Here is a 14,463-nt window from a genome sequence, read left to right as displayed (position 1 = left end):
TCGGTCATGTCATGCAACTCCGCTGAGGGTCCTCCGGTATCGATCGGCTGATCAGCCGGCTTCAGCCACGGGAAACCGGAACGAAGCACCATAGGCCGTGTCCGGCAGGCGGTCCCGCCCGCTCAGCCGTGAACGGAAGGTGCCGCTCGCCGGCGTCGTCCGGTACAGGCCGCGCTTTTTCAGTTCCGGCACGATCAGTTCGGCGAAATCGTCGAGCGTACCCGGGCTGACCAGCGGATTGAGCATGTAGCCGCTCGTCGTCGACTGCCGGGCATGCTCGGCAAGCTGGTCCGCGACTTCGTCCGGCGAGCCGACGAGGATCAGGTCGGTGCCGCGCGTGACGCTCGCGAACTTGCGCCGCACGTCGCCGGCGGTGAGCGGCTTGCCGCTGCCGTCCGGCCGCACCACGTAGGACGTCAGCCCTTCCGTCTGCGTCGTCAGCGGTTCGTCGTCCGCATAGCGGTCGATGTCGATGCCGGTGTCGCCCGCATAGCTGACGAGTTGCGCCTGCTGGTGATAGTGCTGCTGCAGCGCGTGATATTTCTCCTTCGCGTCGCTCGACGAGCGCGCGGTCACGATCCGCAGCACCGTCAGCGACTTCACGTCGTCCGTCGCGCGACCGCGCTCGGCCGTGAGCCGTCTAATTTCGTCGAGGCCCGCGCGAATCTCGTGGGGATTCGACTTCGCGACGAACACGACCTCCGCGTGCTTCGCCGCGAATTCGCGCCCGCGCCCCGACCATCCGGCCTGGATCAGCACGGGCGAGCGCTGCGGCGACGGCGCGCAGACGTGCGGCCCATGCACGCGGTAATGCGTGCCTTCGTGCACGATCGGCCGCACGCGGTCGCCACGCGCATAGCGCGGCGCGTGCTTGTCGGCAACGACCGCGTCGTCCGCCCAGCTCCCTTCCCACAATTTGTATACGACGTCGAGAAATTCCTCCGCGCGCGCGTAGCGCTCGTCGTGGCCGATCATCCGGTCGAGCCCGAAGTTGCGCGCCGCGCTCGTCAGGTAAGACGTCACGATGTTCCAACCGATCCGGCCGTTGCTCAGATGATCGAGCGTGCTGAATCGGCGCGCGAGCGCGAACGGGTGCTCGTAGGTCGTGCTCGCGGTCACGCCGAATGCGAGCCGCTCGGTCTGCGCGGCGAGCGCCGGAATCAGCATCATCGGATCGTTCGCGGGCGCCTCGACCGCCCACTGCAGCGCCGCGTCGGCCGACCCGCCGTAGACGTCGTACAGGCCGAGCACGTCCGCGAAGAACAGCATGTCGAGATCGGCCTGCTCGGCCGTGCGCGCGAGGTTCGACCAGAATGCGAGCGTATTCGCGCGCAACCGTTCGTCGGCGGGATGGGCCCACAGGCTCGGCGCGCCGCCGCAGCCGACGCTGGCTTGTTCATACAGGGAAAACAGCAAGGGGCGAGGATCGGACATCGTCGAAATCGGTACCAGGCGGAAATCAGTTGGGGGCCGCCCACGCGCCCGACGACGCGCGGCGGCGCCGTACGGGCATGCGGTCGTCGGTCACGCGCGTCAGATAACGATTGACGCGCTTCTCGAGACGGGCGGCAGGAATGGTCAGCAGTGCGACCAGCACGACATAGACGATCGCCGCACCGGCCAGCGGTTCATATACGCGCAACGTCTCGAAGCGCAATGTATTGGCCGTGCCCATCACGTCGAACACGGTCACGGTCGATGCGAGGACGGTCGATTTCAGCAGCAGGATCGCCTCGCCGACGAGCGCGGGCAGCGCAAGCCGCCAAGCACGCGGGCCGACGATGCGGCGCAGCACCTGCACGCGCGTCATCCCGTATGCGTGGCCGGCCTCGATCTCGCCGGCCGGTACCCCGGCGACCGCGCCGCGCAGGATCGTCGCGACGTACGCGCTCTCGTTCACGCTCAATGCGACGATCGCGTACCAGAATGCGTCGCGCAGCAGCGGCGACGCCCAGCTGTCGCGCATCCATTCGCGCGGAACGATCTGCCCGAATCCGTAGTACAACAGATAGAGCTGAACGAGTAGCGGCGTGCCGCGAATCAGCATGAGCCAGCCGCGCGCGGACCAGCGCAGCGGCGTATGGCGTGCACCGGCGGCGAGCGCGAGCGGCACGCCCAGCAGCACGCTGGCCGCGCCCGACACAAGCGTCAGCGCGAGCGTGGTCGGCACCGCGGCGAGCAGCTTCGGCATCACCGTATCGAGCAGGAAAGGTAGCGAGAAGATCATGTCGTCGCGCGCCTCGCGCCGCGATTCGCATGCCGCTCCAGCACCGCGAAGAGGCCGGTCGACGTGATGCTCAGCAGCAGGAACAGTGCGGCCGTGACGAGGTAGAAGAACACGTAGTGCCGCGTCGCGCCGGCCGCGAGCTGGCTCGCCTTCAGCAAATCCGTGAACGAACCGAGCACGCTGATGAACGACGCGTCCTTGGTGGCGTTCAGCCACACGTTGCCGACGCCCGGCAGCGCGAGCCGCGCGGCGGCCGGGAGCCGGATGCGCGCGAACGTCTGCCATGGCGTCATCCCGTACGCGTGCGCGGCTTCGATCTGGCCGATCGGGACGTTGACGAGCGCCGCGCGGAAGATGTCGGTGAGATACGCACCCTGGATGAAACCCAGCGACAGTACGGCGACGACGAACGGGTCGAACGCGAAGTCGCCGGATACGATGCCGCTGCCGCGCAGCGCGTTCTCGATGGCCGGTGCGACCGCATAGAACGCGAGCAGCAGGCACAACAGTTCGGGCAGTGCACGCACGAGCGTCGTGTAGAGCCGCGCCAGCCACACGAGCGCCGGGTATCGCGACAGCTTGCCGAGCGCGCCGGCGATGCCGAGCAGCACGCCGGTGCAGAACGACGCCGCCGCGACGCCGAACGTCAGCGCGAACGCGCTCGCGAACACGCGGCCGTAACCGCCGTCGCCGAATGCGAGCAGCGCGAGCAGCGAATCGTCCGCGGCCATGTGGTCAGCGGCCCTTCTCGATCGTGCCTTTCAGGTTCGGATAGCGGGCGGTGATCGCATCCCACGTGCCGTCCTGCTGCAGCTGCGCGATCGCGGTCGACAGCTTGCCGCGCAGTGCATCGCCGTGCCGCACGCCCGCGCCGATGCCGAGGCCCAGCACCGGATTGTCCGCGCACGTGGCCTTGACCTCGAAATCCTTGCCGTCGCGCGACGCGAGGAATGCCGTGAACAGCCCCTTGCCTTCCTGCACGTAGTCGACGCGGCCGGACACCAGATCGGCGAGCGCGTTGTCGAACTTGTCGAACGCCTTGATCTGCGCGTCCTGCTTGAAGCGGGCATCGAGGAACGCCGAGAAGTTGGTGCCGGCCTCGACGCCGATCACGCGGCCCTTGAAGGTCGCGGGCGCCGCGCAGTCGACGCGGCGGCGGTCGTTTTTCGCGCCGACGAACACCGTCGGCGATTCGTAATACGCGCGGCTGAAATCGATGGCTTTCTGCCGTTCGCCGGTGATCGTCATCGACGACCAGATCACGTCGATCTTGCGATTCTGCAATGCCGGAATCAGGCCGTCCCATGCGATGTCGGTGAGCTCGCACCGTACGTTCAGCTTGCCGCACGCGGCATCGAGCACGTCGACTTCCCAGCCCTTCCACTTGCCGGAAGCATCCTTCGAAAAGAACGGCGGATACGACTCGGCGTCGATGCCGACGCGCAACGTCGGCTGGGCCGCATGGGAAACCGGCGCGAGGCCGAGCACGAACAGCGCGGCCGCGACACGGCGGGCCCTGGAATGCATCAAACGATTCATGTGGCGCGTTTCTGAAATAACGTCGGAACGACCGGCGTTGCAGCCGGCAGGAGGCGAGACTGTAATGCGCGCCGAAGCGTGTACCAAATGGTTATTTTTTCGATGGATATCTGATCGCGCGATATGCACGACATGCGCGCAACCGCGTACCGTCCGACGTGCAGCGCGGTGCGCGGTTCATCGGTCGTTCACGCCGCCGCGGCCTCGCGCCGCAACGCCGGCAGTTCCAGATTCGCGCGGAAATCGCCGCCCACATAGTCGGTGTCGAGCAGATCGCGCCGACGCAACTCGGGCAGCAAGCCGTTGAGCAGCAAGTCTTCCTGGTCCGGCTGGCCGAGCCCATGCAGCGACAGCACGTCGACGAGCCCCGCGCGATAGCGCGTCTCGATCGCATCGGCGAGCTGCTCCGGCGTGCCGGCGACGAACCAGTGGCCCGTCTCCTGCGCGCGGATGATCAGCTCGCGCAGCGTCAGTCGCTGGCGCGCATAGCCGACGAAGATCGCCACGCGTCCGCGCCGGCGGTGCACGCTGTCGATCGCCGGCAGCAGCGACGCCGGCAACGGCTGGTCGAGCGGCAGGCCGCGCAGGTCCACGTTGCCGCCCAGCATGTCGGCAAGCTTCAGCCTGCCTTGTTCGTAATCGATGCGTTCATGCTTGTCGCGCAATCGCCGCGCGACGTCCGCATCGGATTCGCCGATCACCGAATGAAACGAGTTCATCACGAGCGGCGGCCGGTCGCCGCGGCTGAATGCGGCCGCCTGCCGGTGCAGTTCTGCGACGAACAGGCGTGCATCGTCGAGGGTCGGCTGCGACGTGTAGACGACTTCCGCATACCGCGCGCCGAGCGCCACGCCGCTCGCCGACTGCCCCGCCTGGAACAGCACGGGCCGCCGTTGCGGCGAAGGCGGCACGTTCAGCGGCCCCTGCACCTGGAAATGCGCGCCGCGATAGTCGATCGCGCCGAGCTTCAGCGGATCGACCGAGATGCCGCCGCCAGGCCCGCGCCGCGTCGCGCGCGGATCGTTCGCGTCGAACAGCGCGTTGACGACTTCGACGAATTCGGCCGCGCGCGCATAACGCTGCTCCGGGTCGGGCAGCGCCGCGTCGCCGAAATTCTCCTCGCCGACCGACGACGTCACTGCATTCCATGCCGCGCGGCCGCCGCTCACGTGATCGAGCGTGCCGATCAGCCGCGCGAGGTTGTACGGATGGTGATACGTCGTCGAAACGGTCGCGACGAGCCCGATCGCCGATGTCGCCTGGCTCAGCGCCGCCAGCGCGACGATCGGCTCCTGGCTGCCGGTGGTCCCGGCGAGGCCGGCCGCATCGGCCTGCAGCAAGTCGGCGGTAAAGAGGCCGGTGATCTTCTCGGCTTCCGCGCGGCGCGCAAGCGCCGCCGCGCGCCGCACGCCCTGCGCGACATCCGCATCGCCGGGTGCATACAGTACGCTCGCCGCGCCGACGAGCGTCTTCAGCCGTCTGCGTGCGCCGCTCATGACGCAGCTCCGGTCGTCGTGCGATGGCACGCAGTGAGGGCCGGACGTCGTTCGCGTTGCTCGTTCATTCGTATTCCTCGTGATTCCGTTCGGTCGGAGAATCGGAGCATGCCTGCGGGCATCGCGACCGCGAACGTACTCGCGCCGGCTCGTCGGGCAGGCTCCACGCACGCGCCGCGAGGCGCACAGCCAACGACCATAACGCAAGCCCCCTGGTCGGCCGGAACGAATATTTTCGGCTTTGGATATTCTTGTTGATTGTTTGACCGTGCGACCGTCGACGCAAAATAATTCGGCATGCCAAATCCGTTGATCAGGCCGTTTCGACCCGCGCCGATCGCTTCATCATGACGTTCGACGCCCTCCGCTCCGACTTCGATTTTTCCGCTTTGTCCGCATGGCCGTTCCGCTTGAGCGTGCTCGACAAGAGCCCCATTGCACCGGGAGAAACCGCCGCCGACGCGCTGGCGCGCAGCGTATCGCTCGCGCGCTTCGCCGATGCGGCCGGCTATCACCGTTACTGGCTCGCCGAACATCACAACACCGCCGCGCTCGCGTGCCCGTCGCCGGAAATTTTGATCGCACACGTCCTCGCGCAGACGCGACGCATTCGGGTCGGATCGGGCGGCGTCATGCTGCAACATTACAGTCCGTACAAGATCGCGGAGAATTTCAACCTACTCGCGTCGCTCGCGCCCGGCCGCGTCGATCTCGGCATCGGCAAGGCGCCGGGCGGCCTGCCGCTGTCGACGCGCGCGCTGCAGGCCGGCTACGATCCGGCGCGGCGCGCGTCCTTCGCCGATCTGGCCGACGAATTGAATCGCTATCTCAATGGTGAGGATGCGACAGCCGATGCGGCCGGTCAGGATGCCGCGACGCTGCACGCGACGCCGCACCCGCCGGTGCCCGCGCAACCATTCCTGCTCGGCGCCAGCGCGGAGAGCGCCATGCTCGCCGCGCGGCTCGGCTGGGCGTTCGTCTACGCGTCGCATCTGAATGCCTCCGCGACGAATCTCGAACGAACGTTCGACGCCTATCGCGAGGCGTCGGATGGCCGTACGCCGCTGCTGGCCGTCTCCGCGATCGTGGCCGACAGTCGCGACGCGGCGGCGCGACTCGCGAGCGGACATCAGGGCTTTCGCGTGCAGGTCGGCGACACGCCCGCCGTCAACGTCGGCAGCCTGGAACAGGCGCACGCATACATCCGCCAGGCCGGCGGTGGCCCGCACCGGATCGACCCGCGCGAAACGCGGATCGTGCACGGCACGCGCGACGACGTGCTGCGCGAGTTCGACACGTTGCATCGTCGCTACGGGATTGCGGAATTCGTCGTCGACACGCCGCTCGCCGATGCCGTACCGCGGATTGCGTCGCTGCGGTTGCTGGCCGGGGCGGCTGCCGACGACGATCACGACACGATGGTGGCGCACGACGAAGCGAACGCGCGAGACGCCAGCGCGCGCACGGCCACGCGTCAACCGCACTTCGAGGGCACCGCGCCATGACCGATACGATCCGCATCGCCGGCGCGGACGACGTGCCGGCCGTCTACGCGTTGCTGCAGGACGCTTACGCGCCGCTCGCGGCGCAGGGCGTGCACTTCACGATCACGCGCTCGCCGATCGAACGCGTCGCGCAAACCGTAGCGCGCGAAACGACGTTCTTGCTCGAGCACGCGACACCCGACGGCCGCACGGCGCTCGCGGCTACGTTGACCGTGCGGTTTCCATGGGTATCCGGCGAACTCAATCGCACGCCCTATCCGTTCCTGCATTGGTTCGCGGTCGCCCCCGCGTTCAAGCGACAGGGATTCGGAAACGCACTGATCGCGCACGTCGAGACCCAGTTCCTGGCGTCGCAAATCAAGGCACCCGCGACGTATCTCGCGACCGCGACCAACCATCCGTGGTTGCAGTCGTATTACGAGCGCGGCGGCTACCAGCCGTTCGACCGCTCGACGAACGCGCTCGGCACGCCGCTCGTCTGGCTGAGAAAAATCTTGATCCCGGATCTCTACGCTGATCCTGCGGCGGACGATCCCGCCCGAAACCCGTTGCGCATCCACGCGAACGCATGAAATGACGTACCGCGCAGGCCCACGCAGCGACGCGAACCGCATCCACCGCTACCCACCTCGTAAAAGGCTTTCTCGCATGACATTCGCATTTCCGGATTCCGCGCTGCGCGCGTCGCGCCGCACCGCATCGGCTGCACTGCTGCTCGCACTCGCGCTGCCGCATGCGGCGTTCGCACAGGGCGCGCCCGTCGCCGGCGGCACGCTGACCTGGGGCGTCGAAACCGAGCCCCGCACGCTGAACCCGCAACTGAACGGCCAGGACAAGGTCGAGCTGCTGCTGCGCAACGCATACGAAAGCCTGCTTGCGCAGAAGCCCGACGGCAGCTACGTGCCGTGGCTCGCGACCGGCTACAAGGTCTCCGCCGACGGCAAGACCTATACGTTCACGCTGCGCGACGGCGTGAAGTTCACCGACGGCGCGCCGTTCGACGCGAAGGCCGTCGCTCGCAATTTCCTGAACGCACGCGAACTGTCGTATGCGGCCGGCAGCCAGCTGGCGCGGCTGATCTCGCACGTCGCCGACGTCAAGACGCCGGACGCGCACACGGTCGTCATCACGCTCGACGCGCCGTATGCGCCGTTCCTGACGTTCGCCGGCCGGCTGCCGCTGCTGTCGCCGAACGCGTTCGACCGGCCCGGCCTGAAGTCGGGCGGCCCCGACATCGCGGGCACCGGCCCGTTCATCCTGCGCCGCTACGTGAAGGGCCAGGAAATCGAGTTCGCGAAAAATCCCGACTATCGCTGGGCGCCGCCGACGGCCGGCCACCAGGGCCCTGCGTACCTCGACCGCATCGTCTACCGGTTCCTGCCCGAATCGTCGGTCCGCACCGGCGCGCTGCTGTCCGGCCAGGTCGACGTGATCGAGGGCGTGTCGGGCAACGACGCCGCGCTGATCCGCAACAACGCCGATTTCACCTACCGCCACGCGCTCAATACCGGCACGCCGTACTCGCTGTTCCTGAACGTCGGCTACGGCCCGACGCAGGACGTGAAGGTGCGCCGCGCGCTGCTCGAAGGGCTCGACACGACCGGCATCGTGCAGTCGATCTACCGCGGCGAGCGCACGCGCGCATGGGGCATCACGTCGCCGATCGATCCGTTCTACGACGCGTCGATCGAAAAGACCTACGGCAACAACCCGAAGCTCGCGAATCAACTGCTGGACGAGGCCGGCTGGAGCGCGCGCGACAGCGGCGGCTACCGCACGAAGAACGGCGAACGGCTGACGATCGCGGTGGTCCAGGCGCAGGCGACCGTGCGCGACCAGCGCGACGTGCTGCTGCAGGCGCTACAGGCGCAGGCGCGGCAACGGCTCGGCGTGGACCTGAAGATCCAGTACGTCGACGACGGCACGTACGTCGAGGCGCGCAAGAGCGGCAAGTTCGGCTCGATCGCGAACTCGAACACGCCGCCGGACGGCATCGACATCGAAGGCCACTACCTGCCCGTCGATCGCGGCGGCGCGCTGAACTACAGCCGCGCGGCGGCGCCCGAGCTGACGCGCTGGCTGCAGGCGGCCGCGCGCGCGCAGAACGTCGCCGAGCGCAAGAAGCTGTACGGCGAGCTGCAGCGCTTCGCGATCAACGAGCAGGCGTACGCGCTGCCGCTGTACGAGCCGGAAGACCAGATCGCGGCCGCGAAGGCGGTCCAGGGGCTGCGCTTCCGCTCGTTCGCGCAGATGCCCGAGAACCCGTACGACGTGTGGGTGAAGAAGTAGGCCGACGCGGGCCGGCCCGCGTCGCATCGCCCATCGCGCCACCCCGACAGGAGAATCGACCATGAACCGTCCGTCGTCCGCTTTCGTCTCCGTCCCGGACGCGGTGCCTGCCACGGCGACGCCGCCCGCATGGCGCCGCTGGCTGCGTTCGCCGGTCGCGACGCGGCTCGCCACCGGCGTGCTCGTGCTGTGGGCCGCGGTCACGCTGTCGTTCATCGCCATCCATCTCGCACCGGGCGATATCGTCGGCATCCTGATCGGCGAGCAGTTGAGCACGCCGGAGATCGAAGCCGCGATCCGCCGGGAATGGGGGCTCGACGAGCCGCTCGCGCTGCAATACCTGCATTACCTGTGGCGCGTGCTGCACGGCGAATTCGGCCGCTCGTACATCCTCAACACCGACGTCGCGCCGCTCGTGCTCGGCCAGCTTTGGCCGACGCTGAAACTGACGGGCGCGGCGCTGGTGGTGACGATCGTGTTCGCCGTCGGCCTCGCGGTGCTCACGGCCGGCCGCCGCTGGGCCGGGCGCGCGGCATCGGGCGTCGAGCTGCTGCTCGCGTCGACGCCGTCGTTCTGGCTCGGCATCATGCTGCTGTTCGTGTTCAGCTTCACGCTCAAGCTGTTCCCGGTGGCCGGCGATCGAGGCTTCGCGTCGCTCGTGCTGCCCGCGCTGTCGCTCGGGCTCGCGCAGGGCGCGGTGATCGGCCGCGTGCTGCGGCAAGGCATCGAGCGCGCGCTCGACGAACCGTACGCGCTGACGGTGCGTTCGTGGGGCATCGGCGGGCTTGCGCTGCGCGTGCGCCATGCGCTGCGCCATGCGGCGCTGCCGGCCGTCACGCTCGCCGGCTGGCTCGTCGGCGGCCTGCTGAGCGGCGCGGTGATCACCGAGCAGGTGTTCGGCCGGCCCGGCCTCGGCAAGGTGACGGTCGACGCGGTGCTGTCGAAGGACATGCCGGTGATCCTCGCGATCGCGATCCTGTCGGCGGCCATCTACGTCGCGCTCAGCACGGCCGTCGACCTGCTGTACCTGCTGATCGACCCCCGCCTGCGCGACCGCCGCGCACCGCGTTGAACCGGAGACTTCGTTGTCCACGCCCATCGACTTCACGTTGCGCACGCCCGCAACATTCGCCGCCGCCGGCTGGCTGCGCCGCCATCCGGGCCTCGCGCTCGCCGCTGTCTATCTGCTGCTGAACGTGGTCGCCGTCGTCGCTCCCGGCTGGCTCGCGCACTGCGACCCGCTGGCGGCCGATCCGCTGTCCGCGCAGCTCGGCAGCAGCGCAGAGCACTGGCTCGGCACCGATCAGCTCGGCCGCGACATCTTCTCGCGGGTCGTGTACGGCGCCCGCTACTCGCTGTCGATCAGCGCGGCCGCGATCGGCGTCGCGACGCTGTTCGGCACCGCGCTCGGGCTGTTCGCCGGGCTCGCGCGCGGCTGGCTCGACGAGCTGATCACGCGCGTGCTCGACGTCGTGTCCGCGTTCCCCGACCTGCTGCTCGCACTGATGCTGATCTCGTTCACCGGCCCCGGCGCGGTCAACCTCGTGTTCGCGCTCGGCGTCGCGTCGGTGCCGCGCTTCGCACGCGTGGTGCGCGCGCAGACCTTCGTCGTCGCGGCGTCCGGCTATGTCGAGCACGCGCGCACGCTCGGCCTCGCGCCGGCGGTACTGGTGTGGCGACACGTGCTGCCGCACGCGATCGCGCAGGTGCCGGTGCTCGCGACGATCGGGCTGGGCACCGCGATCATCGGCACGTCGGGACTGAGCTTTCTGGGAATGGGACCGCAGCCGCCCGCCGCGGAATGGGGATTGATGCTCGCCGAGGGCCGCAACTATCTGTACAACGCGTGGTGGATCGCGGTATGGCCCGGCCTCGCGATCACCGCAGCCGTGATCGCCGTGAATGCGCTCGGCGGCTACTGGCAGGCGCGTTTCGAACACCGGGAGGCAGCATGAGCACGCCTGATACCGTTGCGCGCGCAACGACTTCCAGCGCCGCGCCGCTGGCCCGCATCGAGCACCTGACGATCGCGTTTCGCGGGCCGCGAGGCACACGGGCCGTCGTCGGCCCGCTCGACCTTGCCGTGCATGCCGGCGAATGCGTCGCGCTCGTCGGCGAGTCGGGCTCCGGCAAGTCGGTCACCGCACGCAGTCTGGTCGGGCTGAACGGCCCGCACGCGGTGATCGACGCTGCCCGGTTCGAGATCGCCGGCGCCGATGCGCGCGGCCATCGCGAGCGCGACTGGCGCGCGATACGGGGCCGCCGGATCGGCTATGTGCTGCAGGATGCGCTGGTGTCGCTCGACCCGCTATGGCGCGTGCGCGACCTCGTCGCGGAGGCGTTGCACGATACGCGTCGGCGCGACGTCGCCGCGCGCAGCGCCGACCTGCTGCGCTCGGTCGGCATCGACGATCCCGAGCGACGGCTGCCGCAGTATCCGCATCAGTTGTCGGGCGGCTTGCGGCAGCGCGTGCTGATCGGCACCGCGATCGCGGGCGGCGCGTCGCTGCTGATTGCCGACGAGCCGACCACGGCGCTGGACATGACCGTACAACGCCAGATCTTGTCGCTGCTGCGTGCGCGGCGGGACGCCGGCGACGCGATCCTGCTGATCAGCCACGACCTCGCGGTCGTCGCGGATCTGGCCGATCGCGTGCTCGTGATGCGCGCGGGCCAGGTCGTCGAACAGGGGCCGGCACGCGACGTGCTGAGCGCACCGGCGCATCCGTACACGCGTGCGTTGCTCGCGGCGATTCCGACCGCCGCGTCACGCGGGTTCCGGCTCGCGAGCGCCGAGCGCGTTCCGCTGCCGCCGAAGCGCATCGACGCGCAGGCCCCGGTGCTGGCCGTCGACGCGCTGACGAAACGCTATGGCGGGCGCGATGCGCCGGCCGCCGTCGACGGCGTGTCGTTCTCCCTCGCGCGCGGCGAGACGCTCGGCATCGTCGGTGAATCCGGCTCAGGAAAATCGACGGTCGCGCGGATCGTGCTCGGGCTCGTCGAACCCGACGCCGGTACCGTCACGCTCGACGGCCAGCCGTGGAACGGCGTGCCGGAAGCCGCGCGGCGCGCCCGCCGCGCACGGCTGCAACTGATCGCGCAGGACCCGTACAGTTCGTTCGATCCACGCTATTCGGTCGGCCGGATCATCGGCGAAGGGCTCGACGCGGTCGGTATTCACGGCGAGGCGCGCCGTCGCCGCGTGCTGCAACTGCTCGACGAAGTGCAGCTCGGGGCCGCATGCTTCGATCGGTATCCGCGTGAATTGTCCGGCGGCCAGCGGCAGCGCGTCGCGATCGCCCGCGCGTTCGCGTCCAATCCGGCGCTGCTCGTCGCGGACGAACCGGTCAGCGCGCTCGACGTGTCGATCCAGGCGCAAGTGCTCGACCTGCTCGCCGATCTGCAGGCCGAACACGGCACCGCGATGCTGTTCATCTCGCACGATCTGGGCGTGGTGCATCACGTGGCCGACCGGATTCTCGTGATGCGGCGCGGCCGCGTGGTCGAAAGCGGCCCGGTCGCGCAGGTATTCGACGCACCGTCGCACCCGTATACCGCGTCGCTTCTGCACGCACTGCCGACGCTGCCCGGCGCGGCCGCCGCACCGACGCTCGCCGCGCTCGCATGACGGCTGCCCGCCCTCGTCGAACCGCCGCGCTGCGCTGATCGACCGCCGGTTCTCGCCGTCAGGTCCATCTCGGCGCAATCACGCGGAGCGATATCGCGCGGGATCGAACCGCCCGCCGCCCGCGCGCCAACCGCGCGTCATCGCCCGATCGGCAACCCCGTCGGTTCGATCCAGCCGAGCTTGTACGCGATCAGCAACGACAGAAACAACGTGACCGACAACCCCACGCGCGCGGCGAGCGACCACGCCATCCGCTTGGATTTGCCGCGATCGTGATTCATGAAGTACAGCGCGAAGATCAGGCTCGCGATGATCATCGCGAATGCCACAGAAACCAGCAGGGTTTTCATTGCCGTTGCCTTTGAAGATCCGAATCGGCCTGAATCAGTTCGGCCAGTTTTTGCCGCTCGTCGGCGACGCCGCCGACACCCGATGCCGGCCAGTCCAGCGCGACGCCGTTGCCGAGCGAATCGCGCACGAGCGCCTGGTAGCGCCGGTCGTTGATCGTGCCGTGCTCCATCGTGTCCGAGATCTCGCGTCGAAACGGCAGCGGGAAACTTGCATACCCCCGCGACAGCGCCGCATATTGTCTCGCATCGATTTCTTTCGACGAGGGTATGACGGTCCAGATCACCACGGCGACGATGGCCGTGAACGGGATCGCCGTGTAGCGAAGGATGAACTTGATCGGGGTCATGAAGCGGTGAGCAGAAGGGAATCGCGAGCAAGCGCCGCTCGGCGGCGAAACAGCCAGCCGGCGGTGCATCGCGTCATTGTACTGAAAGCACCATCCTGCCAACAGAGTATGATAATGACATTATCATGTTCATCACATGATTCGACAGCCCCGGGATCCGGCGCAAGCAGCGTGCCCGTCACGTCATCCGCACCGGTTTTCCGCCCGTACCCGCGAATCCGCGACGATCGAGCGAAGCCCTTATGCCAGCGCAGTACTTTCGAAACCTGACGGGAAAACACCGCAGCGCGACCGCGAACCGCCAGCTCGGGTTTTCGCTCGCGTTCGTCGCCGGCGCGGCCAATGCCGGCGGCTTTCTCGCGGTCAAGCAATACACGTCGCACATGAGCGGCATCGTGTCGGCGATCGCCGACCAGACGGCGCTCGGCGACGTGCGGCTCGCGCTCGCCGGCATCAGCTCGCTGGGGTCGTTCCTGATCGGCGCCAGTTGCTCGGCGATCCTCGTCAACTGGGGGCGCCGCCGCGGGCTGCACAGCCAGTTCATGCTGCCGCTGCTGGTCGAAGCCGCGCTGCTGTTGCTGTTCGGGCTGCTCGGCAGCCACCTCGCGCTGTGGGAAACGTTCTTCGTGCCGGTAACCGTGACGTTGCTGTGCTTCATCATGGGGCTGCAGAACGCGACGATCACGAAGCTGTCCGGTGCGGAAATCCGCACGACGCACATAACGGGCATCGTGACCGATCTCGGCATCGAGCTCGGGAAGCTGTTCTACTGGAATCGGTCGGCCATCGACGTCGACGCGCACGCGGTAATCGCCAACCGTTCGAAACTGAGGATACACGCGACGATGCTCGCGTCGTTCTTCATCGGCGGCCTGGCCGGCGCCATCGGCTTCAAGCATGTGGGCTACGTATCGACCGTGCCGCTCGCTGCGGTGCTCGTCACGCTCGCGATCGTGCCGGTGCTCGACGACCTGTTCGCGCTGCTGCGCAGCAAGCGCTGATCGTTCGCCACGGGCGGCGCTTGCTGTGCTTCCAGTGTCGAACCGAAAGCGCATCGATTATAATTTGATTAACATACTGAT

At 68.2% G+C, this 14,463-nt stretch carries 14 protein-coding genes; 7 read left to right on the top strand and 7 right to left on the bottom strand.

The features are described from left to right. Nucleotides 1-51: 51 nt before the first annotated feature. The 5 genes from CFB49_RS32535 to CFB49_RS32510 form a co-directional block, all read right to left on the bottom strand. Nucleotides 52-1,434, bottom strand: a complete 1,383-nt coding sequence (locus CFB49_RS32535) for an LLM class flavin-dependent oxidoreductase (protein WP_089493426.1) — start codon at nucleotides 1,432-1,434, stop codon at nucleotides 52-54. Nucleotides 1,435-1,459: 25 nt separating this feature from the next. Beyond that, entirely contained in the window at nucleotides 1,460-2,227 is a 768-nt protein-coding gene (locus tag CFB49_RS32530) for an ABC transporter permease (protein ID WP_089493425.1), read from the bottom strand. Beyond that, nucleotides 2,224-2,958 (bottom strand): ABC transporter permease, encoded by a 735-nt coding sequence (locus CFB49_RS32525; protein WP_089493424.1) that lies wholly within the window; start codon nucleotides 2,956-2,958, stop codon nucleotides 2,224-2,226. The genes CFB49_RS32530 and CFB49_RS32525 overlap by 4 nt, the downstream gene beginning before the upstream one ends. A gap of 4 nt (nucleotides 2,959-2,962) precedes the next feature. After that, nucleotides 2,963-3,766 carry a transporter substrate-binding domain-containing protein gene (locus tag CFB49_RS32520; protein ID WP_089493423.1) on the bottom strand — a complete coding sequence of 268 codons (804 nt, stop codon included), beginning with the start codon at nucleotides 3,764-3,766 and terminating at the stop codon, nucleotides 2,963-2,965. 188 nt (nucleotides 3,767-3,954) lie between these two features. Next, on the bottom strand, nucleotides 3,955-5,262 hold the full coding sequence (locus tag CFB49_RS32510) for an NtaA/DmoA family FMN-dependent monooxygenase (RefSeq protein ID WP_089493422.1): 1,308 nt from the start codon (nucleotides 5,260-5,262) through the stop codon (nucleotides 3,955-3,957). 347 nt (nucleotides 5,263-5,609) lie between these two features. Here CFB49_RS32510 and CFB49_RS32500 point away from each other — a divergent pair, with 347 nt between their 5' ends. From CFB49_RS32500 to CFB49_RS32475, 6 genes are all read left to right on the top strand, one after another. After that, on the top strand, nucleotides 5,610-6,767 hold the full coding sequence (locus CFB49_RS32500; protein WP_089437795.1) for an MsnO8 family LLM class oxidoreductase: 1,158 nt from the start codon (nucleotides 5,610-5,612) through the stop codon (nucleotides 6,765-6,767). After that, nucleotides 6,764-7,339: a GNAT family N-acetyltransferase gene (locus CFB49_RS32495; RefSeq protein WP_089437794.1), complete on the top strand. Its 576-nt coding sequence runs from the start codon at nucleotides 6,764-6,766 to the stop codon at nucleotides 7,337-7,339. Before CFB49_RS32500 ends, CFB49_RS32495 begins: the two co-directional genes overlap by 4 nt. A gap of 76 nt (nucleotides 7,340-7,415) precedes the next feature. Next, nucleotides 7,416-9,056: an ABC transporter substrate-binding protein gene (locus CFB49_RS32490; protein WP_089437793.1), complete on the top strand. Its 1,641-nt coding sequence runs from the start codon at nucleotides 7,416-7,418 to the stop codon at nucleotides 9,054-9,056. Nucleotides 9,057-9,117: 61 nt separating this feature from the next. Further along, complete coding sequence (locus tag CFB49_RS32485) at nucleotides 9,118-10,128, top strand: ABC transporter permease (protein ID WP_089493421.1); 1,011 nt, start codon at nucleotides 9,118-9,120, stop codon at nucleotides 10,126-10,128. A 13-nt stretch (nucleotides 10,129-10,141) separates the two neighbouring features. After that, on the top strand, nucleotides 10,142-11,011 hold the full coding sequence (locus CFB49_RS32480) for an ABC transporter permease (protein WP_089493420.1): 870 nt from the start codon (nucleotides 10,142-10,144) through the stop codon (nucleotides 11,009-11,011). After that, complete coding sequence (locus CFB49_RS32475) at nucleotides 11,008-12,684, top strand: dipeptide ABC transporter ATP-binding protein (RefSeq protein ID WP_089493419.1); 1,677 nt, start codon at nucleotides 11,008-11,010, stop codon at nucleotides 12,682-12,684. Before CFB49_RS32480 ends, CFB49_RS32475 begins: the two co-directional genes overlap by 4 nt. A 137-nt stretch (nucleotides 12,685-12,821) precedes the next feature. Here CFB49_RS32475 and CFB49_RS32470 read toward each other — a convergent pair whose 3' ends face one another. Continuing rightward, entirely contained in the window at nucleotides 12,822-13,034 is a 213-nt protein-coding gene (locus CFB49_RS32470) for a twin transmembrane helix small protein (protein ID WP_006489184.1), read from the bottom strand. Continuing rightward, nucleotides 13,031-13,381 carry a hypothetical protein gene (locus CFB49_RS32465; protein WP_050017815.1) on the bottom strand — a complete coding sequence of 117 codons (351 nt, stop codon included), beginning with the start codon at nucleotides 13,379-13,381 and terminating at the stop codon, nucleotides 13,031-13,033. The genes CFB49_RS32470 and CFB49_RS32465 overlap by 4 nt, the downstream gene beginning before the upstream one ends. A 242-nt stretch (nucleotides 13,382-13,623) precedes the next feature. Between CFB49_RS32465 and CFB49_RS32460 the strand changes: the two genes are divergently transcribed. Beyond that, entirely contained in the window at nucleotides 13,624-14,382 is a 759-nt protein-coding gene (locus CFB49_RS32460) for a YoaK family protein (protein ID WP_069616929.1), read from the top strand. The last annotated feature ends 81 nt before the right edge of the window (nucleotides 14,383-14,463 follow it).

This window comes from Burkholderia sp. AU17457 (genome assembly GCF_002223255.1).
Lineage (GTDB): Bacteria > Pseudomonadota > Gammaproteobacteria > Burkholderiales > Burkholderiaceae > Burkholderia > Burkholderia sola.
This window is presented reverse-complemented; position numbering and strand designations above follow the sequence as displayed.